We start from the raw sequence: 23985 nt of genomic DNA, 5'->3' as shown, positions 1-23985 counted from the left end.
ACACCTTGACAGGCGGAATCCTCTGGTAGGGGCATTGCAGTGCAATGCCCCTACGTCGAACCTGTCCTAATCCAATGGACACTTGCAATAGCTCGCAGACTAACCAAGGCGATAGTTCTTAAAAACCGGGCTTTTGTACGCTGGATCCAGTAATTGGATCGCGAACAAAAACCCGGTTTTTTAATACCTATTTTGAGGCTGAGCGTCCCGCTAGGTAGCCCCACGCGTAGGCTGTGTCGCCCATACTCTGCATGACCGTGAATTCGTTGATATTGGGCACGTAGTAGATGTCGAAGTAGGTCTCCACCGAAGGCCACTGCCGAGCTGGGGGGACCGCCACCGACTCTAGCACATCAAAAAACCATTCAGAGCCGTAAAAGTCGTTGTCAATGGGGCCGTAGAGGGTGATGCCTGGCAGCAGGTCGCCGGTAATACGCTGATCAAGAATTAGGGGATTTTGGGGCGACTTGTGGCCCAGGCCGGTGGTATAGGTCATGTTGTCGGGGTTGGCCCCGGCGGAAAACTGGCAGGCTAGCAGAGCAGCATTGAGGTAACGATCGCTACCAGTCAGCGCATGGGCCCGCAGCAAGATTTGCGCCTTGGGAGCCCCAAGTCCGTCGCCCCAGCCGACGGGGGTTGTCGGGAGCACCTTAGTCCAGCCAAAAGCCGTGGTTTCTCCCGTCTCCACTGCGGCGTCAGCCTCAGCCAAAAGCGAGGCCCGCAGCTCGGCCTGGAGTGCTGCGTCGACCTGGTCAGCGGGTAGGCGGCTGTAGAGAAAGTTGAATTCTCGCTCGGGGGTGGCAATCCGGTAGTCGCCGCGAGCCTCAGCAGGAATGGCCGATCGCGCGGCAACAAAGCGATCGTGCCAGAGGCGATCGCCTGTGAGGTTATAAAGCTCTAGGGCCGCCAGGGCGCGATCGGTCTCTATACGGTGGCGGGGCCATTCCTGGGCCTGAATTCCAGCTTGATGACGAGCCTCGGCCCAGGCCATGGCCGCCAGGGCGCTGTCGCGATAGCCCCCGGCCTGGTCGGGGACATAGGTTTCCAGCAGTCTAGCCGTGCGGGCCGCCACCCCAGCGTAAATATAGCTGCTCCACGGGTCGGGGGCATAGGCCATGACCGGCAGCGACTCTTGCCAGCTGGTTTCACCCCGCTTGGGGTGCTCTGCCGACTCAATGCCGCCGCGTACACCGCCCTCGGGAGTTTGCAGACGGCGATAGAAGTCGACTCCCCACAGCGCCTCATCTAGCAGATCGGGGCGATCGTTGGCCGATTCTGGAATATTGAGCGTCATATCGCCTAAGGGCGCAGGGAATAGTTCGAGCAGTTCGAGCAGCCAGCGAGCTACATCCAGGTGCTGAATGCGGCGGTCCCAGTCGCCGGCATCGAAGTAGCCGCCCCAAGCGTTGGCTACTACCTGATCGGTCTTGCCCTTTACCAGATTGGCAAAGTTGCCCTCGTCAGTGCCCTGGGCGTTGAGGCCGTTGCCCGTATCTATCAGCCCAGTGGTGGATTGGTAGACCTTAACTCCATCATCAGGGTGGAAGGGACGAGGGCGCTCAATATCGGTGTAGGGCGGCTCTAGGGCAATGCCGCTGCGCTGGTGATAGAACCCGCGGGCCGCTACATAAAAGGCCTGCTGCCAACTATTTTCAGCCACCGCAAAGGAGTTAGAGCAGCCGACTGTGTCTACGCAGAGCCGATACTGCCCGGGCTGGGTGAGGGCGCTAAAGTCGAGTTGGTCAACATCGGTGAGGGTATAGGTGCGATCGCGGCCATCTTCTACCTCTTCACGGCGATAGCGGCGGCTAGCCTTTCCGCTCAACGCCACCTGGTTCGTCGCTTCGTCAATGACTTGAAACGATAGGCCTTCGGGATAGCTCAGCCCACCGCCCGTACCCATCCATGTCGACAGAAACCCTACTTTAAGCGAGTCATCGGGGCGAAACCCCAGGGCGGATACGTGGACGGCCTCGCTGATTTGGCGATCGGGCTGGTAGACCAGAGCTAAGGGCGGTAGCTCCTGCCCCGTGATCTGAAGCTGGTAGGTTTGCCCTAGGGTCAGAGGCGTGGGCAACCGCAGGTAGAACCGATGCTCCATAGCCCAGCGGCGATTGTCTCGGCTGACCTGGGCCGTGTCTATAGGCTTGCTTTTGCGATATACCTCTGTCGGCATTACGGGCTGCCGGTAGCTAGGATCACCCTGGGACTGAATGCGATAGCCGTGTGGTTGGCTGGCGCGATTGGCATTAAAAGGCTCCTCGCTATAGCTGTCGAAGCCGTAGAGCACAGATTGATCAGCGCTAACCAAGGTACCTAGAACCTGCCCCTGCCGCAGCACCCAAGTGTCGTTACCCGAAGTTTCTAGCTTGTCTTGGGGCTGAGGACGGTAGGGCTCCTGGCGAGCGTGGGTTATGGCACCCTGGCGCAGGGAAACCACAATCACCTCAGGGCTAACCACGGCTACCGTCACAGCGGGCTGCGCCGAATTAGCGCTGGGCAACCAGTTACTACCGGCTGTGCAGGCCATCAGAAATGTCAGCAGCCCAAGCAAAAACGCAGCCCGGCGGGGCCAGCGACGTACAGTAGTAAACAACATTTTCAGCAGCTCTCCTGGGCAAGTGACCACAGCAACGAGGCGAGCAACGGCTCACTACGCCCTGCCAAACCCTAGGGCCATAGTACAAACTGCGCCAGTGAGTGTGAAGTCTCATCTTCAAGCGGTACCAAAGTTTTATCCCAGCTAAACAATTGGGCTATTGCTTTATTGAAAGTGAGCTAATATCTAAGCCGATTCAGCCTTTTCCTTTGAAGGACCACTGCTTGCGGACTAGAACCTACAGCCCATGAGCAGAATGGGTAGCGCCGCAAACGGTTTGCGATCGCTCAGAGGCGCGGCTGAATTCTGTGGTGTGTGGGAGATCGGCCCGATTGCGGCTAAGGCAGCTTTTTACTGGAGTAGTTGGGGTGGCTGGGGTATGCCTGTTTGGCAGCCTACCGGCCAAAGCCAGCGCACGGCTTCAAGCTTGGGAGTTTGACACCAGCCAAAACCGTTTGGTGTTTTCTACCGAAAGCGGAGTAGAGCCTCAAGTGAGCTGGCTCAGCGATCCTCAGCGGTTGGTCATCGATCTACCGGGCATTTTGACTGAAGAAGCCTTAGGCAATCAGTTCGTGGGCGGAGCGGTCGCGGCGGTACGCGTAACCCAGGCCGACGCCCAAACCACCCGCATGGTACTCGAGCTCAACCCCAACTACAGCCTCGACCCCAAGCAGGTGAAGGTGTGGGGCCTGACTAGCCAGCAGTGGGTGGTGCAGCTCCCGGGTTCGACGCCGGCGATCGCAGCCGCTGACGGCCTGAGCATTCCAGATTTTTCTAAAGCAGCCAGACCCCGCCCGCTGACAGCAACTGGGGCCGAACCGCTACCGCCGCTGATCAGCCGCAACCAAGTCAACACCGTCGCCGTCAGGGCAACGGCCACCGTACTGCGCGGCGTTCAAACTACCGCAGAGGGCTTTTTCATTCCCACCGCTGGGGCTACACCTCAGGTGCGTGTGTACCGCACTCGCGATGCTAGTCAGGCGCGCCAGATTGTCATTGACCTGCTAGACGCGGCCATTGCCCCTGGCCTTACCCCCGAGGCACTGCCCCAGGGGCGCTACGGCATTCATCGCTGGAGCATCAGTCAGTTTGCCACCGCCCCACCCGCCATTCGCCTCACCCTCACCCTCGATGGCTTTAGCCCCGATTGGCAAATCACGCCCGTAGCCAACGGTGGCATTTGGGTGACCCCCATCGGCGTTGCCCCCAATCAAATTGCGGCCCCGCCCACCACGGTCGTGCTGCCCGTGCTGAACCCGGTGACGACACCGCCGCCGATCGCACAATCCCGCCCACCCGCAGCGGCGGTTCCCGCGCCGGTCGTTGCTCCAACGCCTACTCCCAACCCCGCCGCTCGAGGTCAGGTGTTGGTCGTGCTCGACCCAGGCCACGGCGGCGTTGACCCTGGGGCAGTGGGCATTGGCGGCCTGCAAGAAAAAGGGGTGGTGCTAGCGGTGGCCCAGCACACAGCAGCCATGCTGCAGGCCCAGGGTATTGCCGTGCAGATGACTCGCCAGAGTGATCAAACCGTCGATTTGCAGCCCCGGGCCGATATGGCGACAGCGGCTCGGGCCACGGTGTTTGTCAGCATCCACGCCAACGCGGTGAATATGCAGCGCCCAGAGGTGAATGGGCTCGAAACCTACTACTACTCCGATACAGGGCAAGTGCTGGCAGCCGCTCTCCAGCGCCAGGTGCTGAGCACCATGGCCATGAACGATCGCGGCGTCCGCCAGGCGCGGTTTCTAGTGCTACGCCGCACCGCTATGCCCGCGGCCCTAATTGAAATTGGTTTTGTGACCGGTGCCCTTGATGCCCCCAAACTCAACGATCCGCGCTGGCAGGCGCAGATGGGGCAGTCCATTGCCCAAGGGATTCTTAACTATTTAGGTAGCCAGCCTTGAGGCCACGGTGAATGATGCTCGGTTAGGCACGGCCGCTCTACAGCAACAGAGCCACCAACCCACAGGCTAAAGCCCTCACTCTGCCTAGGTACATAGATAAACCGGAGGGCGCGGGCCCCTGGAAGGCAGTGATAAAATCCTGGTCTTTGAACGCTAGATTCGCCCATAGGGCAAATTTTCGCGTTGGTTTGTCCAAAACTTTTTGTACAGTACCGCCTCCCCTAGTCCAACCAGGAGAAGGATCATGGCCAAGGCCCCGCGATCGCCCGACCACCACAACCGCAATGTCTATTGCCTGATTGTGCTGATGCTAACCCTGAGCTGCCTAGGATTTTTTGTTGAGCGGCGCAGCGAAACGGCTCGCCTTGCCGAAGCCCAGGGGCTTTTGTCTACCGGCACTACGCCTCAGGGAGTATCGGGCGGCCGGGCTCGCGGTGGTGACTTTGGCAGCCCCTCCGGCGGCTCACCTGGAGGAGGTTTTTCCGGCGGCGGTGGTGCGCTACCCCCTGCAGGGGGTCCGAGCTATGGCGGCCCAGGCTATGGTGGTGGCTATCCCTCCTACCCTAGCGGCGGTCCAGTGATTGTGCCGGTGCCCGGCGGTTATGTGGGTGGTTACCCCGGTGGCTATGTGGGCGGCTACCCTGGCGGCGGCATTGCAATCGGTGGCGATGTAAGTCTATTGTTTTTGCTGGCGGTGCTGGGCTTTACGGTTCTGCCCTTGATCACAAATTTAATGCGGTTGGGGGCTAGTGGATTTGGTCGGGGCATCCAAGTTGTAGACAGCGGCAACGAGCTGACCAACGATGTCGTCACTATCACTCAGCTCGAGGTGGCGCTGCTCGCCCAGGCCCGCGATCTTCAGACTGAGTTAGAGACTATCGCCGCCCGTAGCGACATTGGCACTAAACCAGGGCTGAATCGGCTGCTGCAAGAGACGGTGCTAGCCCTGCTGCGATCGCCCGAATACTGGTCCCATGCCAAGGTTACCAACCAAACCGTTCGCTCCCGCGCCCAGGCCTCCCAGGTCTTTGAGCAGCTCTCTGTTACCGAGCGCAGCAAATTCAGCCGCGAAACCTTAGTTAATGTCGGTGGCCAGGTCAGCCGCCAAACCTACCAGCCTAAGCCTGATGCCGACTCAGCGGCTTACATCGTGGTAACGCTAATCGTGGGCACCGCCGATGATCAGCCCCTTGTCACTCAGCCAATCCATTCTGCCAGCGATCTCCAGGCAGCTCTGAGACGGCTCGGCGGCGTCACTCCCGACTATCTGCTGGTCTACGAACTGCTCTGGACGCCCCAGGATGCCAGCGATAGCCTCAGCTATGACCAAATGCTGGCCGCCTACCCCGACCTCACCCAAATCAGCTAACTGAAGCCTCAGCTAATTTGGCCTCGTTAGAATCGGCAGAGACAGCTTCTAGCAGGGAAAGTAACTCGCGCTCAAAGGCTACCTGGGCGCGGTTCGTCCTGCCACCCACGTACACCGTGCCCTCCTGCGCCAGCGCCCACACCTGGGAGTGCGACACGTAGCTCATGATCACCCCCAGCATCAGCAGGCCAAAGCCACCGTAAACCAGAGGGATGCCTGGATCGGCCTTAATTTGCAGGCCCGTGCTGCCCACCACATCTACCAGTGAGAGCCTAACGCCATTGACCTCTGCCACCATGCCTTTACGAACCGTGGAAATCAGCTGTCCAGCGTTGTCGTAAATCAGCACAGAACCTTGAAGATCGCTGGCCAGCAAAGTCACTCCTTCGCTCATATCGGGTTTCGTCGGTAGCCAAGTACCCCAAAAGCGCGGGCCGTCGTTCTCGAGCTGCTGCATCGGCAGTTGCAGCACCGGGCTGTTATTGAGCTTCACCTGCACCGCCGCCACACCCCAGTCGGCTTGGTAGAGGGTCACGCCCTTGTGGCGCAGGGGCTGATTGACAAAGATGGTCTTGCGATCGATCTCATTGCCCGTCCGGTCTAGCACCGATAAATCGGAATAGAACTGATCGATATTGCCTTCAGGACTGTAGTCAATCCAAAATCGGTTCACCCGCACCGACCAGTCTTTGGGGATTTGGGCCTCAGCCCAGGGGCCAGCATCAAAAATATTGCGAATTTGAAAGGTCTCGCCGCTGGGCACGATCTCCTGGGCAAAAAACCCGGTCATGGCCCCTAAAATAGCCCCTACCAAAATCAGCAGCATGCTGGCGTGCACCACAATGGGGCCAATGCGGCCCACAATGCCCTTACGTCCGTAGAGCTGATTGCCGTCCTGAAACACCCGATAGCGCTTTTGGGACAATCTGTTTCCCAAGGAGGCGAGGTCAGTTTCAGCTAGCTCAGCGCTCAGAGCCAGCTTTTGAAACTGGCGGGGCTGAGTATAATACTTCCACTTTTGAGCCGCCCCTAGAGCCGGGAACTGGCGAGTAAACGTGCAGGCGGTTAGGCTGGCGCCAAACACAATCAGCAGCGCCAAAAACCACCAGGTGCGATAGACGTGATCTAAACCAAGGGTAAGAATTACCTTCCAACTCAAGAACCCAAACAGAGCCGGATCTTGGGAATAGTTGGTCTGGTAAAACTCCAGAGTCTGGCCCTGCTCAATGACCGTACCGCTGATGCTAAAGGCGGCGATCGCCAGCAGCAGCACAATTGCCAACCGCAGATCTGCCAGCAGCGGCAGCAGATCTTGTCTAAAGTAGTCGCGCACCCCATCCCAGAAAGTCGGTTGAGGAGCTTCAGACGGAGCCATAGTATCCCTCAGAGACGGGTGACATAGTTTTCAGACAATTACACCAAACTGGTCGGCAGCAGCCGAGACAGCAGCGAAAATACTCCAAACCCCAGTAGCAGAGCCCCACTTGCCGGTGTCACCCAACTCGACCACTGACGCAAATCCAGCAGTCGCTTTAGAGAAGCAGTGAAGGTGCCCGCCAGCACTAGCGGCGTTACATAGCCCACGGCGTAGGCCAGCAGCAGGGCACCGCCCAATACCGGATCCTTCGTAGTTGAAATCCAGGCTAGGAGGGTAGCCAGCACTGGGGTGCTACAGGGCGACGCCACAATGCCAAAGGTGAGACCCAATGCATAGGCCCGCAGCCAGGGCGGTAAGTTCAAATTTTCAAAGGTGGGGCCAACGCCAGCGGGCAGAGCTAAGGGAATGACTCCCAACAGATTTAGCCCCATCACGATCGCCACCAGGCTCACTACAATTGGTAGTCCCCAGGCCACCTGACCATAGACGTAGCCAAAGAGCCCAGCAATCAGGCCCAACAGAGCCAGGGTGGTGGCGAGACCCAGGGCGAAGGAGAGCGATCGCGCGATCGCACCACCCCGCTCACCTTCCTCATAGCCGCCCATATAGCCCACCATGATCGGCAGCATCGATAACAGACAGGGAGATAGGCTGGTTAAGAGCCCCGCTAGCCCTACCACTGATAGGCTCACCCAAGACACCTGAGTGAGCTGATCACTCACCAGCTGATTGGCCCACTGGGCGATTTCGTATAAATAAATTTGCAGACTCTCAAACATCAGCGGGGTAATGAGACGCAAAGGCACTCACTATTGTAACAATCCTGCAACCCGCTCTCAGATTTTTGCGTCAAGAAAGCGTACTGCCGCTATCCAACACTCACAGGGGCAGAGGCTCCTGAGAGCCTGCCTTAGACCAGCGTCGTCGTAAAGGTACCGGCGTATCCAGATTAATCTCCCGCGCCGCCCGCACCAACAGCGCCGCCGTTGCCAAGCTAGCCACCATCGAGCTACCGCCGTAGCTCAGCAGCGGAAAGGGCAATCCTGTCGTCGGCAGCAGCCCTGTAGCCACACCCATGTTGAGCAGCGCTTGCCCTACCAACAGCACCATCGCACCCACCGCTACCAGACGGTGCAGGGGTTGCTTCAGACGTAGCGCTACCAACAGGGCTAAAGAAGCATAAACACCCAAAACCGTTAGCAACACTAGGCAACCCACAAAGCCAAACTCCTCAGCAAATACCGAAAAAATAAAGTCAGTGTATTGAATAGGTAGGGAGTACAGCTTTTGCTGAGACAGCCCAAAACCCTGACCCCAAAACCCGCCAGAGCCAACAGCTAACAGACTCTGCACTAGCTGATACCCCTGATTACCTGGATCAGCCCAGGGGTCCAAAAACGAGATTATTCGCTGGCGCTGATAGGTCTTGAGGCTAACACTTACCGTTGCAGTTAGCAGGCCCCCTCCCGCCGTTAGCAGCAGATACAGATAGGGTAGCCCCGCCGCTAGAGCAATTAGCCAAAGCGTTAAACCGCAAATAGCCGCTGTACTCAGGTTGGGCTGCAACAAAATCAGTCCCAAAATAGCGACAAAAATGCTCAACCAGGTAAGCCGCGTTTGCCAAGTGAGCTGTGGCCATCGCCCAAACAGTCGCGCCCCCTGTAACACCAAGCAGGGCTTGAGCAGCTCCGAAGGCTGAATCATGAACGGGCCTAAAGGCAACCAGCGAGTAGCCCCATTCACCGTTACACCCAAGGAGGGCACCAGCGTTAGGCTCACCAAACCAACCAGCACCAGCAACACAATACCTGACCCCTGAATAAGCCGATCCAGGGAGGTATGAACAATACGGTTAAAAATTACCAAACCAATCGCAACCCACAGCAGCTGCACCATCACATAGTGCAGTCCATAGCCATGCTCCGTCACGGACACTGCATAGGAAGCCGAAAACAATATCAGTAGACCGCTGCCTAGCCAGACAAAGGTCAACCAACGCAGCCAGCGCGCTTCCGCTGACCACTGGCCTACCGTGGGGTCAATCCATGGAACCAACTGAGCAATGTTCACCCTATTACCCCACGTGCCTAAGGGCCAAGTCTTTCAAGGGCCCAGTATAGCTGAGGGGATCGAAAGCCGCTCAAGATTCTGAGTATATTTTCGAGTCTGTAGAGCATGTCCTAGAGACGTGAAAGTACCCCCAAAAACACAACGGCAGGGCTGACCCCTAGGCCGACCCTGCACGTATCGCAGCATGAAAAAAGCAGTAAATATTTTTATCAGACGCTTTGCTGAAGTAGGCGCGTTAGAGCAAACCGGTATTGGCACCCTGCCGACCAGTAGCCAGTTCAACCTTAACGATTTTGCCGCCCATTTTTTGAATGCGCTGCTGCTCTTTGAACCAATTCTCGTAGGGCACCAGCTTGGTAAAGAAAGTATTTTGCAGCTCCCGTTGGGTGCGAATCCTGGTTTGACTGGGAACGCAAGCGGTGACTTTAAACATGCGCATGGTCGAAAACTCTCCTGTTAATCACTGGACAGATGTAAACCAAAGCCAAGTCCAAAAATGAAGTTTTACCGTTAGGAAAACACAGCTTCCAAGCTGGACTTGGTATGAACACTGAAAAGCCAGAGTCGAAAGCCAATGCTATGGACAGCAGGAAGACAATACAGCACAACCTAGTGTCCTCAACACTCGCCCCTGACTCTGGCCTAGGTTCGCTCTGGCCTACGGCCAAAGCGCAATGGATGAGCCTGGACTAGCTCAAGCCAGAGGAGATGTAGTCGAAGTAAACGCCCATTTCCTTACCAGCATCAGCACCCACTAGGCTAGCGGTTACTTCTTTCATGGCTTGGATGGAGTTGACGGTAGCGCCGATGGGTACACCCAGGGAGTTGTAGGTCTCCTTAAGGCCGTTGAGCACACGCTCATCCAGGATGGAGGGGTCCCCAGCCAGCATGGCGTAGGTGGCGTAGCGCAGGTAGTAGTCCAGGTCGCGGATGCAGGCAGCATAGCGACGGGTGGTGTACATGTTGCCGCCGGGACGGGTGATATCGGAGTACAGCAGGGACTTGGCCACGGCTTCTTTCACGATTTCAGCAGCGTTAGCGCTGATGGTGCTAGCGGCACGAACGCGCAGCTCACCGGTTTGGAAGTAAGCCTTGAGCTTGTCGAGAGCGGAACCGTCCAGGTACTTGCCCTGCACGTCGGAGGAATTGATAACAGAGGTAATTGCGTCTTGCATTGGTGAAGCTTCCTTAGAACTGACGTAATCTCAACAACGAATCGACGGAGTAGCGCAGCTGCGACTACTGCATAGCGCCGACAACATAGTCGAAGTAGGATGCGGCTTCAGCAGCATCTTCGCTGGATAGCAGCCCAGTTGCGACAGCCTTCATGGAGCGCACAGACTCAGCCACAGCGGGGATAGGGGTGCCCAGGGAGTTGTACATTTCACGCACGCCCACCAGACCGATTTCTTCGATGGGGGTAACGTCACCAGCGACCACACCGTAGGTGACGAGACGCAGGTAGTAGTCCATGTCGCGCAGGCAGGTGGCGGTCATCTCTTCACCGTAGGCGTTGCCACCGGGAGAAACAATGTCAGGGCGCTTCTGGAACAGCTGATTGCCGGCTTCCTTGACGATGCGCTCGCGGGATTCGGTTAGCACCTGAGCAATCCGCAGACGACGCTCACCAGAGGTGACAAATCCCTTGATGCGATCCAGCTCACCGGGGCTGAGGTAACGAGCCTCGGCATCGGCATTCACGATTGACTTCGTGACAATACTCATTGATGGATTCCTCCGAAAAATATGACCAGATGTATGAAACTGGCATTTAAGGGTGCGGAGCCAGAGCTAACTCTATTAAAGAACCTCAGTTCTGGCGGCCTTCCCGATTAATTGTCCGGTATTGCGTAAGCCTTCTTCAAAGCCGCGAAATATTTTGTAACAGTTTTCCTCAGTTTCTTGAAGCCAGACGGCAACAGCACTTTAGAGGCTCAGGGAAAACCCTAAATCCTCAAAAACTATAAACCGGGTGCAAATTATCACCCGGTTTTAATATTTCGTAACAGAGTTAAGAAGAACTACTGACGAGACAATGCCTTTGCCAAAAAACCGCTAATTAGCAAGTTGTTGATCAATAGGTGGGGAGATTGAGACCACCCCCACCTATTGGATAACGGTCTAGACGCGACGGTAGGGCACACCCTGCTCACCAAAGTAGCGCAGGTACTCAGCCGAGCCGAGCATAGCTTCGGCGACAGCCATAGCGCCCTGTTGGGCTGCAATAGCACTGTACTCAGCGGCATCCTCTAAGTTCCGCCCCAGCAGTTGACGGCCCATAATGGCTACGAGCTTGGGTGCTGGGTAGGCAGCGACAAACCGGGTTTGATAGGCAGGGGACTGAATTAGCTGGCGAATAAACTCGCGCAGGGTAATGCGATCGCCCTTCACCAACGCCTCAGCCTCAGGCAGTCGCCAATCAGCTGGGATCTCTCCCTCGGGCAGCACCATCACCTGGCGGTAAACGGCAGTGAGCACCTGGTCTATCTGCTCAGGGCTAGCCCCAGCTTGTAGACGGTAGAGGCGAGCCGCAGGGGCGACGGAAACCACGTCAGCCTCTACGGAGGAGCGTCCTACCGTTGCAGCTAGTTCCGCAGCATTGGCCGCCTGGGAGGCCACCGCATCTGCCATCAAAGGCATATCGGCCACATTGACAGTGTTTTTGGAACTGACAAAGCTAGGCACAATAAGGTCGCGATTTTGCTTGGTGAGCCGGTTGTACAGCTTCTCCGTATTGGGGAAGTTGGCCGCTGGCAGAGTGGGATAGCGGCGATAGGGCACGGTATCTTCCCCAAAGCTTTCGGCGTATTCAGGGGTGTTGAGCATCGAGCGAATAAACCCACGAATGCCTTCGCTAGCTAGCACCTGGTTGTACTTGCGAATTTCCGCCTGATCCTGCGGGGCACGACCCAAGAAGTGCTTGGTACCAAACTCAATCACTTGGGTGTTGGGGTAGGGCGCGTAGAACTCTTTGATGTATAGAGTTGAGGTGCCTAACCCCTCAATGAACTCCTTCATGCTGATCTCGCCGTTGCCCAGCTTGCTCTCTAGGGCGGTGAACTCGCTCTTAACAATATAAGGAGCAATGTCTCGCTCAAAGATTTGTCGGTAGGCAGCAGCGGTAACCAGCTTGAGGTTGGGCTTATCAGCCAGAGAGGTGAGCTTGAACACCTTAGTCTGCTGACGCTGGCGATTAACACCCTGGTTTAGACGACGCTGCACCTCAGGGATGGCGCGATCCTCGGTGACTGTACCCAGTTCCACAAAGCGGGGAACGCTGGTATCGGCCACAGGCACCATGCCTTTCTCGGCCAGAGAACCGGCCCGCATGCTGCGTAGAGCCAGACCCTTGGGAGTTAGGTAACGCTCATAGGGTACGGTATCGTCTCCAAAAGCTTCGATATATTCCTGGCTGTCTATAATCGAGTCAACCAGAGCATAGAAGCCCTTCTTAGCGCAAATGTCGAAGTAGGCGTTGGTTTCCTTACGGCCATAGGTGGGGCGACCCAGCAGGCGACGGTGAATGTACTCCACTGCCTTCATTACGTACAGCGACGACCAATAGGTCTTGCGGAACGCTTCGGACTTGGCAATCGCCCGAATGAATTCCTTCATGGAAATTTCGCCGTTCTCCAGCTTGATCTCAGCAACCTTAGAGCGCTGACCCGAGTAGACCTCACGGCCAAATACCTGACGGTAAGCCGCGCTAATGATCGTCTGGGTCGAGCTTTCGGAGTAACGTACGCTGTTTTGGGTGTTGCCGGTTCTAGGAACTTGATCCAGCTTGAACACCTTGGCCCCTAGCGAACCCGGATTCTCAGGCCGGGCAGCGGGATTGCTCAACTGGTTGTTGATGCCCGCGCCACGGTGAATCAGAATGCGGCGGGTGTCTTTATTGAAGAATGCAGGCGTCGCGCTAACATTGCGGGTCTCTTTCGGGAAGATTGCCCCAAACTGGATTTCCAGCGGGTCGTTGCCAGAACCATAGGGGTGCTGATCGGGCAGAGGCTGCTCGTAAGCTGCAAACAGCGTAATGAACTGCGGCTTTTTGCGGAAAGGAGCGCTGTAGTTAAACAGGTCAAACTGAGGACCCCAATTGCGGCACTCCTGGGCTTCTTGGCCCAGACCGCGCAGGTAGGGTACCGTCTCTTCCCCAAAGTAGTCGGAGTACTCTTTAGAGTCCACTAGGGCGTCGATCAGAGCTGCCAGACCACCGCTAGACACGATGGAGAAGTAGTCGCGCACTTCCTCGCGGGAGCTAGGCGCACGGCCGAGAATGTGGCGGAAAGCCAGTTCTAGGGCACGGCTATTGATGTATGGGTCGTAGAAATTCTTGCGGTATAGGGGCGACTTGGCCAAGCGGCGCACAAACTCCTTCATGGAGATTTCGCCGTTCTTCACCTTCGACTCCAGATCAGAGACCGACAGCGAGTAGGCTCGGGTGATATCGCGCTCGAAGATCTGACGGTACGCAGCTTTCACGACATCGTTCTTCTCACCCGCCGATAGCCCTGGCTTCATGGCGTACTTGGGCCGACGCTCAGCCGCGTTGAAGTAGATCTGAGGCAGCTCCAGACCTTGCAGGTCGCTGGAGGAGCGCTGGCGTACTTTGTTTGACGGGGTCGGGGCCTTAAACTCGCTCAGCAGTACATCAAAGTACTGGGTAACGATGTCTTTAGCCTCTGGATCGCTATTCACGTAGCGCAGAGACCCCGCCTTCATGGTTTGAATGGCGACGATCGTTGCCGCCGAAGAGCAGGCGTTCTCGATGATTTCGCGGAGGCCGCGTACGTTGACCGCAATGATGTTGGGGTCGCCCGCCACAATGGCGTAGGTCACGTAGCGCAGAAACCAGCTCATATCACGCAGAGACTTCTGCATGTTGCTGGGGCCATAGCGAGACACGCTAATGGGGCGAAACCCAGCGGGCACAGGCCCAGTGGGGGTGGAATTGAATAGGTTTTGGAACAGCCCACCACTGCTGCTCTCGATAAAGGTCGAGGTGCCCAGTCGGGAAGCCTCTGTTTCGTCTAAAACAGTGCCAGCCCGAGTTTTTTCAATAGGTGATTCGCTATCGACTCGCTCCAGGTAGGCCAGAGGAGACCCTCCGGTAAAGATGCGGTTGGCCGCCTGGGAGACAATCAATTCGGAGTAACGGGTCAAGGTTTCGGCAATCTGAACCCGCTTAAGACCAGAACCAAAAAAGCCTGATAGCTCATCTAGCTCTCCCCGGCCCATGTAGCGGTCTTGCTGCTCGGCCTGGGAAATCGTGGCCACTGGCAGAGTTTGGTAGAGCTGGGGCCGCGCCGGTGCACTTCCACCACTTGCTTTAACACTCATGCGTTTTCAAAGGCTCCCTATGCGGACAATGACGGCATCAAAAAAGAATCTATCAATCGGGTTGAAGGGCGTAGGACTAGGCAACGCTCAGGACTCCCTGAACCAGCGTAAAATCACTGAACCCACTTGAAGGTAAAGCGTTGTTAACCTCACCAGCCACGCATTCAAGCAGGGCACTGAATGCGGTATCTATGAATGGCGGGCTGTTTGCTGAACCTGGAATCAGATTAAACCGTTTCAGGACAGCAACACAGATTATTAAAAACTGTGTAACATCCAGCCGTTTAAATGTCTTTGGTCATCATAGATGACGGCCACTACACCCCTGAGAAGGCGGATAAGTTTTGTAACGTTTCGTGATAAAGCTGAGGCAACTGGAGCCCCAAAGCCTCTTTTGGGAAGGACTTGCTCTGCTGATCACCTGTAACGATCGCCGGTGATACAGCCCTAGCCCCTAGGACGAGTTTTTTCTAGGCACCTATCGCAGGACAGCGATTTTCTAGCGTTTGACCAAACCACGTGAATTGAACGACAGATTAGCTATGGATGACCCGACAAAGACCCAGGCGGTCAGCGATGCAGTGGCCAGCCTGTACAACACCTATCCTTTTCCGCCAGAACCTTTTTTGGATGAAGCTCCACCGGGGTACAACTGGCGCTGGTACTGGCCAACCGTGCATAGCTTTTGCACCGGGGCAGCCCCAAACACCAATCAGGTGCGGGTACTGGATGCAGGGTGTGGCACTGGGGTGAGTACTGAATACATTAGCCATCTCAACCCAGACACTGAGGTGCTGGGCATTGATCTAAGTGAGCGGGCGATCGCCACTGCCACCGAGCGCTGTAGCCGGTCGGGGGCCACCAACGTTCAGTTTCGCCAACTCAGCATTTACGACGTCGATCAAATCGGGGGCGAGTTCGACTGGATCAACTGCGTCGGCGTCATCCACCACATGCCCGATCCATTGCGAGGACTCCAAGCCTTAGCCACTAAGCTCGCTCCCGGCGGCTTTATTCATCTATTTGTATACGCCGCCATTGGTCGCTGGGAAATCTCGCTGATGCAGCGGGCGATCGCCCTGGTCCAAGGCAGCCAGCGCGGCGACTACCGCGACGGCGTACAGGTGGGGCGACAGATCTTCGCCAGCCTGCCCGAGGGAAATCGATTGAAGCAGCGAGAGCGCGATCGCTGGGCCATGGAAAACCACCGAGATGAATGCTTTGCCGACATGTACGTCCACCCGCAGGAGGTTGATTACACCCTAGATAGCCTATTTGAGCTAATTGACGCCTCGGGTCTAGAATTCGTCGGTTTTTCCAACCCTCAAGTTTGGCAGCTCGATCGCCTGCTGGCATCAGATCCAGCCCTGCTCGATCGCGCCAAGCAGCTGCCTGAGAAAGATCAGTATCGCCTAGTAGAGCTGCTGGATCCTGAGATCACTCACTTCGAGTGGTTCCTAGCTCGCCCCCCTTACTCACAATTCAGCTGGGACGAGGACGCCGCTCTACTGTCCGCTATTCCCACCCGCAACCCTTGCATGGAAGGCTGGCCCAGCCAAAGCATCTTTGACCACAACTACCAGATCATCTCCTTAGACCAGACAGAGTTTGAGTTTCTACAAGCCTGCGACAGTCACAATGGTCACGCTGCTGATCAGTCTCAGGCCAGCGTTGCCGATCTGCTATCCCAAAGCGGGGCAAGTCTTGAAGCAGTACGGCAGATGCAGCAGAGGCAGCTCATTTTACTAAAACCATCCCAGCAGACTTGATCAAGATTGGCTGAGGAAAGCGGATTTACTTTTGAGAAGCGTCTATTAAGTATTATTGCCGTGATATGATCATATGCGGCCTGCCCAAGCAGGCGAAACCCTTTAACGGCTAAGGATTAGGCGCTTTCGTGGCCCCATTGCCCTCCGAACACACTGACCCTGTCGAGCAGGTCGAGGCAGAAGTAGACCCCGGTCAAACCGAAGGTCAAAGTCTCCCTCCGGCTTCGGCGACAGCCATGGAAGAGTACTACCAGCTACAGCAAAATCTGCTGTTGACCACGCTGGCATTCACCGGCGTAATCTTTTTTAGCGTTTGGCTAGCCTACTCTCTTCCAATTGCTCTGAATTATTTAATAGGAGCGTGCGGCGGTGTGGTTTACTTGAGGATGTTGGCAAAAAGCGTGGCCAACATTGGGCGCGGAAGCTCAAGGCTAGGCAGCGGCCGACTAGCCCTAGTGGTTGGTTTGGTTTTAGTGGCTACTGAGTGGCAGCAGCTTCAGGTCGTACCCGTTTTTCTAGGGTTTTTGACCTACAAGGGGGCGTTAATTGCTTACACCCTCTGGACTGCGGTGCTGCCAAAATCACCATCGGGATCTTCCCAGGCGTCTGGTTAACCTAGATCGGTGGTTCCCAAGCATAGCATGCTTTTTCCTGGCAGGTCTTAAGGAGAAGTCGATTTAAGAGATGGCGCTCAATATGCTAATGATTCATCCCTTAGTCCTGGCAAAGCTAGAGGTTGGCCAGCATTTGTACTGGCAGCTCGGCGGCCTTAAACTCCACGGCCAGGTCTTTTTGACCTCCTGGTTTGTGATTGGCGCTCTGCTGTTGGTTTCATTCTTGGCCACCCGCAACATTCAGCGGGTACCTTCTGGCCTCCAGAACTTCATGGAGTACGCTCTAGAGTTTATCCGCGACCTAGCCAAAAACCAGATTGGCGAAAAAGAGTACCGGCCCTGGGTTCCCTTTGTGGGCACGCTGTTCCTGTTTATCTTTGTCTCCAACTGGTCAGGGGCGCTGATTCCTTGGAAGTTAATTCATCTGCCGTCGGGTGAGTTAGCCGCTCCAACTAACGACATCAATACCACCGTAGCCCTGGCGCTGTTGACGTCCTTAGCTTACTTTTATGCTGGGTTTAGCAATCGCGGGCTGGGGTACTTTGCCAAGTACATCGAACCCACTCCCATTCTGCTGCCCATCAACATTTTGGAAGATTTCACCAAGCCCCTCTCCCTAAGTTTCCGTCTGTTTGGAAACATCCTTGCTGATGAGCTGGTAGTTGCTGTACTGGTCTTGCTGGTGCCTCTCTTCGTGCCGCTACCAGTAATGGTCTTAGGTTTGTTTACCAGTGCCATTCAGGCGCTGATCTTTGCAACCCTAGCAGCGGCTTACATCGGCGAGGCGATCGAGGGGCATGGTGGTGAAGAGCATGGATGACCCTCAGTGATTTCCTCTTGAGGGCATTCAGTTTGATATTGGCTGGTAGGGCAGGTGCTGCCAGCCGACGTGGTCTTAGGGCCGCAGTATAAGAAACGCCTATCGAGCGTTGTCTACGACCTGTTTAACGAGTTGTTGATTCTCCAAATCGAGGTAAAGACATGGATCCTATTATCGCTGCCGCTTCCGTAATTGCAGCTGCTCTAGCCGTTGGTCTGGCAGCTATCGGCCCTGGTATTGGTCAAGGTAATGCAGCTGGTCAAGCGGTAGAAGGTATTGCTCGCCAACCCGAGGCTGAAGGCAAGATTCGCGGCACCCTGCTGCTGAGCTTGGCATTCATGGAAGCACTGACCATCTACGGTCTAGTGGTAGCTCTGGTGCTGCTGTTTGCCAACCCCTTCTCGTAGATTCGAAACGCTGGGCAGGGTAAGGGTCAATACTTTTCCCTGCCTGTCGAAGTTCAAATTCGCGATGTCACCTTGTAGTGCTGGCCCTGGGCCGAGTGAAAGGGCATATCCACAATGATGAATTTTGTTTGGTTACTGGCGGTTGAAACCGCCGAGGCAGTTGAGGAAGGCGGTGGTCTTTTTGACCTAGATGCTACTCTGCCGCTGATGGCCGTACAGTTTGTGCTGCTAGCGGTAGCGCTCAACGTATTGTTTTACAAGCCCCTGGGCAAAGTCTTAGACGAGCGCGACGGTTACATTAGTTCCAACCAAGTTGATGCGGCAGAGCGTTTGGCCAAAGCCGAGCAAATTGCCAAACAGTATCAGCAAGAACTGGCCGAAACCCGCCGCCAGGCCCAAGCGGTGATTGCCGAAGCCCAGGAAGAAGCGCAAAAGATTGCGGCTCAAACCGTTGCTACGGCTCAGCAAGAGGCCCAGGCCCAGCGAGAGCAAGTGCAGCGGGAACTAGATGAGCAGAAGAATCAGGCCATGGCTACCCTGGAGCAGCAGGTAGATGGGCTGAGCCAACAGATTTTGGACAAGCTGCTGGGTTCTTTAGCGGCCTAAGCTATCGGTGATGACGGGGTGATTTAACCCCTGGAATTGCCCGCGTCGTTGACGGAAAGTAGGGATATGACTATTGGTTGGTTATTAGCGGCGGAAGAAGGTGGGTTTGGTGTGGATTTCAACATCCTAGAAACTAACCTAATTAATCTGGTCATTATCATTGGCGTGCTGTATTACTTTGGCGGCAAGTTTCTAGGGAAGACCCTATCAACTCGCCAATCGGCTATTACTACGGCGATTGCAGAGGCTGAGCAGCGCAAGAAGGAAGCCGCTGCCGCTTTGGCAGAGCAGCAGCAAAAGCTGGCTCAGGCTCAGTCAGAAGCCAAGAAAATTTTGACCGAGGCTCAAACCTCGGCGGAGCGAACTCGAGAGGCCATTTTGGCTCAGTCTCAAACCGATGTAGAACGGATGCGGGCCACCGCCGCCCAAGATCTAACCTCTCAAGAGGCGCGGGTGATGCGAGAACTACAGCAGCGAATTGCGGCTCTGGCGATCGAGCGCAGTGAAGCCGCTCTACCCGGTCAGTTAAATGACGACTTGCAGCGGCGACTGGTCGATTCCAGCATTGCCCTGCTCCAAGGAGAATAGCTATGAACGACACTACGCTGAATTCTGAGATTGCGGCCCCCTATGCCAAGGCGCTGATGTCGGTTGCCGCCGACAACAACGCTATTGACCAGGTGGGTGTCGAGGTAGCTGACCTGCTGGAGGTGCTGGACAGCTCCAAAGAGCTAACCGGCTTTTTAATGAGTCCGTTGATGTCTGCCGACGCTAAAAAGGGCGTACTACGCCAGGTTTCGGAAGGCAAAGTGAGCGGTTTTCTGCTGAGTTTTTTGCTGCTGCTGGTTGACCGCAGCCGAGTAGCGTTCTTAAAGCCTATTCTTCAGCAGTACCAAGCCCTGCTGCGGGAGCGAAACAACACGGTTTTGGCCGATGTTACAGCGGCAGTTGAGCTGTCTGACGACCAGCAAAATGCTATTCGCGATCGCGTGAAGGCCATGACCGGTGCCAACAGTGTCGAGCTATCCGTAACTGTTGATCCATCTTTGATTGGTGGATTGATCATTAAGGTTGGCTCTCAGGTGATTGACGCTAGCCTGCGGGGCCAGCTACGCCGCATTGGCATGCAGCTAGCGACATCCGCCTAGCGGCAACCTGCCCCCTGATTGGGCAGTTTCTCTGACGTCTCGTGTTTATGTAGGTTTATCCAGAGCAAGTCCTATGGTTAGTATCAGACCTGACGAAATTAGCAGCATTATTAAGCAGCAGATCGAGCAGTACAACCAGGAGGTCAAGGTCTCCAATGTGGGTACAGTGCTGCAGGTGGGCGACGGGATCGCTCGCATCTATGGCCTCGAGAACGCCATGTCTGGCGAGTTGCTGGAGTTTGAAGACGGCACCGTAGGTATCGCCCTCAACCTAGAAGAAGACAACGTGGGCGCGGTACTGATGGGCGACGGCGTCAACATTAGAGAGGGTAGCGCCGTTACCGCTACCGGCAAAATTGCATCGGTGCCCGTTGGTGAGGCCATGCTAGGCCGCGTGGTCGATGCTCTGGGTCGTCCCATTGACGGCAAAGGCGATGTGCAGACCACCGAAACCCGCCTCATTGAGTCTCCGGCCCCCGGCATCATTGCCCGGAAGTCGGTGTACGAGCCAATGCAGACCGGCATTACCGCCATCGACGCCATGATTCCCATCGGACGGGGGCAGCGCGAGCTGATCATTGGCGACCGTCAGACCGGCAAAACCGCGATCGCCATCGACACCATCCTCAACCAAAAGTCTGAGGACGTGGTGTGCGTCTATGTGGCGATTGGTCAGAAGGCCTCTTCTGTTGCTCAAATTGTTGACGTGCTGCGCGATCGCGGTGCCCTTGACTACACCATTGTGGTCACCGCCAGCGCCAACGATCCGGCACCGCTTCAGTATCTGGCTCCCTACACTGGCGCCAGCCTAGCCGAGTACTTCATGTACAAGGGCAAAGCTACTCTGATCATCTACGATGACCTGACCAAGCAGGCTCAAGCCTACCGCCAGATGTCGCTGCTGCTGCGCCGTCCGCCCGGTCGTGAAGCCTACCCTGGCGACGTGTTCTACCTGCACTCTCGCCTGCTAGAGCGGGCCGCTAAGCTCAGCCCCGAGCTGGGCGAGGGCAGCATGACCGCCCTGCCCGTGATTGAAACCCAAGCGGGTGACGTATCGGCTTACATTCCCACCAACGTAATTTCGATTACCGACGGCCAGATCTTCCTGTCCTCTGACCTGTTTAACTCAGGTCTGCGCCCTGCAATCAACGCTGGTATTTCGGTGTCTCGGGTGGGGTCTGCGGCCCAGATCAAGGCCATGAAGCAGGTGGCCGGTAAGGTGAAGCTGGAGCTAGCTCAGTTCGACGAACTTCAAGCTTTCTCCCAATTTGCTTCTGACCTGGATGCTGCTACCCAGAAGCAGCTAGCGCGCGGTCAGCGCCTGCGGGAACTGCTGAAGCAGCCCCAGTACTCGCCCCTACCGGTGGAAGAGCAAGTGGCGATCATCTATGCCGGTATTAACGGCTTTATGGATGAGGTGCCTGTGGAGCAGGTGGTGGCCTTCTCGAAGTCTCTGCGTGACTATATCCGCAACAACAAGCCCAGGTTTGCGGAGCTGATTCGCAGCGAGAAGAAACTTGGCGACGAGAGCGAGACCCTGCTCAAAGAAGCGATCGCTGAAACTAAACAAGCCTTTTTGGCGGCAGTCTAACCTCCTGTTCTAGCCGGGGTGTTGCATGAGCCAACGCCCCGGCTCTCGACGACCCCTTAGGGATCCACTATGCCTAACTTAAAAGCGATTCGAGACCGCATTAAGTCTGTAAAAAATACCCGTAAGATTACCGAAGCTATGCGCCTGGTGGCGGCGGCTAAGGTACGCCGTGCCCAGGAGCAGGTGATTGCTACCCGCCCCTTCGCCGATCGCTTAGCTCAGGTGCTCTACGGTCTGCAAAGCCGCCTCAGATTCGAAGAGACCGACCTGCCGCTGCTAAAGCAGCGTGAGGTGAAGACAGTGGCACTGCTGGTGATCTCCGGCGATCGCGGCCTTTGCGGCGGCTACAACACCAACGTCATTCGCAAGGCTGAGATTCGAGCCCAGGAACTGGCTGCCGAAGGCTTAAACTACCGCTTTATTTTGGTGGGCCGCAAGGCCAGCCAGTACTTTAAGCGCCGCGACCAGCCTATCGAAGCTAGCTTCACTGGCCTAGAGCAAATTCCCATCGCGTCCGAAGCCTCGACCATTGCTGACGAGCTGCTGTCGCTATTTCTGTCCGACGAAGTCGATCGGGTAGAGCTAGTTTACACCCGTTTTGTGTCGCTGGTCAGCTCTCGCCCGGTGATTCAAACCCTGCTGCCCCTTGACCCCCAAGGGCTAGAGGTACCTGACGACGAAATCTTCCGGCTCACCACAAAAGGCGGTGTCTTTAAGGTAGAGCGGGAGAGGATGGCAGGGCCAGCTCCAGCAGAGTTTCCCCAGGACATGATCTTCGAACAAGATCCGGTGCAAATTTTGGACGCACTGTTGCCGCTGTACTTGAATAACCAAATTCTGCGAGCGCTGCAGGAGTCCGCTGCTAGCGAACTAGCGGCCCGTATGACCGCTATGAACAACGCCAGCGACAACGCCAAGGAGCTGGCTAAGACTCTGAACCTGACCTATAACAAGGCCCGTCAGGCCGCCATTACCCAGGAAATTCTGGAAGTAGTTGCTGGGGCTAACTCTCTCAACTAAGTCAATAAAACCTACATTCACGACTCTAGGCCCCTCACAATTGTGAGGGGCCTTTCTTGTACATCTGATAGCTTTCGCCTCTGGCAATACTGCAGGAATACCTTCGCGCAGCCACCGAGGCAGAAATCCTTAACCGTGGCGTTTTTGGTGCCAGGCCCAGGCGTGGGTCAAAATAGTGTCAATGTCAACGTACTGGGGGTTCCAGCCTAGAATGCTGCGGGCGCGATCGCTGCTGCCGACCAGCGCCGGTGGATCGCCAGGGCGACGTTCCACCTCGACCACCGGGATGGGTTTGCCGGTGATACGCGCTGCCGCGTCGATCACCTCTCGCACCGAGAAACCGCTGCCGTTACCGAGGTTAAAGACGGCGCTTTCACCGCCCTCCAACAAGTACTCCAATCCCAGAATGTGAGCATCGGCCAGGTCGCAGACGTGGATATAGTCGCGCACACAAGTGCCATCGGGGGTGGGGTAATCGGTACCAAAAACGCTGATCGACTCCCGCTTGCCCAAAGCCGTTTGCAGCACCAGGGGAATGAGGTGAGTTTCAGGGTTGTGGTCTTCGCCCAGCAGGCCGTTGGGATGGGCACCAGCAGCGTTGAAATAGCGAAACCGTACTGACTTGAAATCGTAGGCCTTATCGTAGTCGCTCAGAATCCGCTCCACCATCAGCTTAGTCATGCCATAGGGATTGATGGGGTTTTGGGGATGAGTCTCGGTGATCGGCATCTCCTGAGGTACACCGTAGGTAGCACAGGTAGACGAGAACACAAATGTCTTGACGCCCGCCTCAACCATGGCATCGAGCAGCGATAGAGTACCCACCACGTTGTTTTCGTAATATTTGCTGGGATCGCTTACCGACTCTCCAACGTAGGCGTAGGCTGAGAAATGCATAACTGCACTGATGTCGTAACGGTTAAAGACATCCTTGAGCAGCGCCTTGTCTAGGGTACTGCCGACAATTAGCTCAGCCTTCAGAGCCGTCTCTACTAGGTCCCGATGGCCATAGACCAGGTTGTCTAGAATCAGCACTCTGTAGCCAGCCTGCTGAAGTGCCATGACGGTATGGCTGCCAATGTAGCCAGCGCCTCCCGTAACCAAAATTGTTTTTAGATCCGTTGTCATAGGAAATTTCTCTAGATTGTTTGGTGCCGCTAGGGCATTAGCGTGTCGGGTATCCCGGTGAAGTCATTCTAAAGCGTGGCCCGATGCCTGTCCTTAGCTCTAGGCCCCGGTCATTAACTTTTTATCTCCGCAGTTTGCTTCCTTATGAAAATTCGGGTCGCTGAATATAGGTACGAATCAAAACTGCAACCTCTCTCCTAAGGGCAAACGGCCATTTATCCC

20 protein-coding genes are annotated in these 23985 nt (G+C 56.0%); 11 read left to right on the top strand and 9 right to left on the bottom strand.

Features of this window, described 5'->3' with window-relative positions; genetic code table 11:
* Nucleotides 1–187: 187 nt before the first annotated feature.
* Nucleotides 188–2599 carry a glycoside hydrolase family 9 protein gene (locus H6F59_RS07475; RefSeq protein ID WP_242021298.1) on the bottom strand — a complete coding sequence of 804 codons (2412 nt, stop codon included), beginning with the start codon at nt 2597–2599 and terminating at the stop codon, nt 188–190.
* Between the two features lie 368 nt (nt 2600–2967).
* Between H6F59_RS07475 and H6F59_RS07470 the strand changes: the two genes are divergently transcribed.
* Together H6F59_RS07470 and H6F59_RS26710 are read left to right on the top strand one after the other, a co-directional pair.
* Complete coding sequence (locus tag H6F59_RS07470) at nt 2968–4503, top strand: N-acetylmuramoyl-L-alanine amidase (protein WP_190697023.1); 1536 nt, start codon at nt 2968–2970, stop codon at nt 4501–4503.
* Nucleotides 4504–4747: 244 nt separating this feature from the next.
* The gene (locus H6F59_RS26710) at nt 4748–5872 is read left to right on the top strand and encodes a DUF1517 domain-containing protein (RefSeq protein ID WP_190697021.1); all 1125 of its coding nucleotides are present in this window, start codon (nt 4748–4750) and stop codon (nt 5870–5872) included.
* Here the strand turns inward: H6F59_RS26710 and H6F59_RS07460 are convergent.
* The 7 genes from H6F59_RS07460 to H6F59_RS07430 form a co-directional block, all read right to left on the bottom strand.
* The gene (locus tag H6F59_RS07460; RefSeq protein ID WP_190697018.1) at nt 5865–7247 is read right to left on the bottom strand and encodes a cytochrome c biogenesis protein; all 1383 of its coding nucleotides are present in this window, start codon (nt 7245–7247) and stop codon (nt 5865–5867) included. The two genes, H6F59_RS26710 and H6F59_RS07460, sit on opposite strands and share 8 nt — an antisense overlap.
* A gap of 38 nt (nt 7248–7285) precedes the next feature.
* Complete coding sequence (locus tag H6F59_RS07455) at nt 7286–8029, bottom strand: cytochrome c biogenesis protein CcdA (RefSeq protein WP_190697294.1); 744 nt, start codon at nt 8027–8029, stop codon at nt 7286–7288.
* 100 nt (nt 8030–8129) lie between these two features.
* Entirely contained in the window at nt 8130–9320 is a 1191-nt protein-coding gene (locus tag H6F59_RS07450; protein ID WP_190697015.1) for an FtsW/RodA/SpoVE family cell cycle protein, read from the bottom strand.
* A gap of 235 nt (nt 9321–9555) precedes the next feature.
* The gene (locus H6F59_RS07445; RefSeq protein ID WP_035986291.1) at nt 9556–9759 is read right to left on the bottom strand and encodes a phycobilisome linker polypeptide; all 204 of its coding nucleotides are present in this window, start codon (nt 9757–9759) and stop codon (nt 9556–9558) included.
* Nucleotides 9760–10009: 250 nt separating this feature from the next.
* Complete coding sequence (gene apcB, locus H6F59_RS07440) at nt 10010–10495, bottom strand: allophycocyanin subunit beta (protein ID WP_073606651.1); 486 nt, start codon at nt 10493–10495, stop codon at nt 10010–10012.
* A gap of 64 nt (nt 10496–10559) precedes the next feature.
* The gene (apcA, locus tag H6F59_RS07435) at nt 10560–11045 is read right to left on the bottom strand and encodes an allophycocyanin subunit alpha (RefSeq protein ID WP_190518058.1); all 486 of its coding nucleotides are present in this window, start codon (nt 11043–11045) and stop codon (nt 10560–10562) included.
* Between the two features lie 396 nt (nt 11046–11441).
* A complete protein-coding gene (locus tag H6F59_RS07430) occupies nt 11442–14660 on the bottom strand; it encodes a phycobilisome rod-core linker polypeptide (RefSeq protein WP_190697012.1) in 3219 nt (1072 codons plus the stop codon).
* 542 nt (nt 14661–15202) lie between these two features.
* Here H6F59_RS07430 and H6F59_RS07425 point away from each other — a divergent pair.
* The 9 genes from H6F59_RS07425 to H6F59_RS07385 all read left to right on the top strand — a co-directional run bounded on the left by H6F59_RS07425 (nt 15203) and on the right by H6F59_RS07385 (nt 22635).
* The gene (locus tag H6F59_RS07425) at nt 15203–16429 is read left to right on the top strand and encodes a bifunctional 2-polyprenyl-6-hydroxyphenol methylase/3-demethylubiquinol 3-O-methyltransferase UbiG (RefSeq protein WP_190697009.1); all 1227 of its coding nucleotides are present in this window, start codon (nt 15203–15205) and stop codon (nt 16427–16429) included.
* 128 nt (nt 16430–16557) lie between these two features.
* Nucleotides 16558–17043 (top strand): ATP synthase subunit I, encoded by a 486-nt coding sequence (locus tag H6F59_RS07420; protein WP_313887141.1) that lies wholly within the window; start codon nt 16558–16560, stop codon nt 17041–17043.
* Between the two features lie 70 nt (nt 17044–17113).
* Entirely contained in the window at nt 17114–17863 is a 750-nt protein-coding gene (atpB, locus tag H6F59_RS07415) for a F0F1 ATP synthase subunit A (RefSeq protein WP_190518066.1), read from the top strand.
* Nucleotides 17864–18024: 161 nt separating this feature from the next.
* Nucleotides 18025–18270 (top strand): ATP synthase F0 subunit C, encoded by a 246-nt coding sequence (gene atpE, locus H6F59_RS07410; RefSeq protein WP_190518068.1) that lies wholly within the window; start codon nt 18025–18027, stop codon nt 18268–18270.
* Nucleotides 18271–18384: 114 nt separating this feature from the next.
* Nucleotides 18385–18876: a F0F1 ATP synthase subunit B' gene (locus H6F59_RS07405; protein WP_190697007.1), complete on the top strand. Its 492-nt coding sequence runs from the start codon at nt 18385–18387 to the stop codon at nt 18874–18876.
* A 66-nt stretch (nt 18877–18942) separates the two neighbouring features.
* Nucleotides 18943–19464 (top strand): F0F1 ATP synthase subunit B, encoded by a 522-nt coding sequence (locus H6F59_RS07400; RefSeq protein ID WP_190518073.1) that lies wholly within the window; start codon nt 18943–18945, stop codon nt 19462–19464.
* A 2-nt stretch (nt 19465–19466) separates the two neighbouring features.
* Nucleotides 19467–20024, top strand: a complete 558-nt coding sequence (gene atpH, locus H6F59_RS07395) for an ATP synthase F1 subunit delta (protein WP_190518075.1) — start codon at nt 19467–19469, stop codon at nt 20022–20024.
* A 73-nt stretch (nt 20025–20097) separates the two neighbouring features.
* The gene (gene atpA / locus H6F59_RS07390; RefSeq protein ID WP_190518078.1) at nt 20098–21615 is read left to right on the top strand and encodes a F0F1 ATP synthase subunit alpha; all 1518 of its coding nucleotides are present in this window, start codon (nt 20098–20100) and stop codon (nt 21613–21615) included.
* A 69-nt stretch (nt 21616–21684) separates the two neighbouring features.
* Nucleotides 21685–22635: a F0F1 ATP synthase subunit gamma gene (locus tag H6F59_RS07385; protein WP_190518080.1), complete on the top strand. Its 951-nt coding sequence runs from the start codon at nt 21685–21687 to the stop codon at nt 22633–22635.
* Nucleotides 22636–22764: 129 nt separating this feature from the next.
* Here H6F59_RS07385 and galE read toward each other — a convergent pair whose 3' ends face one another.
* On the bottom strand, nt 22765–23763 hold the full coding sequence (galE, locus tag H6F59_RS07380; RefSeq protein ID WP_190697004.1) for a UDP-glucose 4-epimerase GalE: 999 nt from the start codon (nt 23761–23763) through the stop codon (nt 22765–22767).
* Between the last annotated feature and the right edge of the window lie 222 nt (nt 23764–23985).

The organism is Nodosilinea sp. FACHB-141, assembly GCF_014696135.1.
Classification (GTDB): domain Bacteria; phylum Cyanobacteriota; class Cyanobacteriia; order Phormidesmidales; family Phormidesmidaceae; genus Nodosilinea.
Note: the sequence above shows the minus strand (reverse complement) of the source record. Positions and strands in the feature narration are given on the sequence as shown.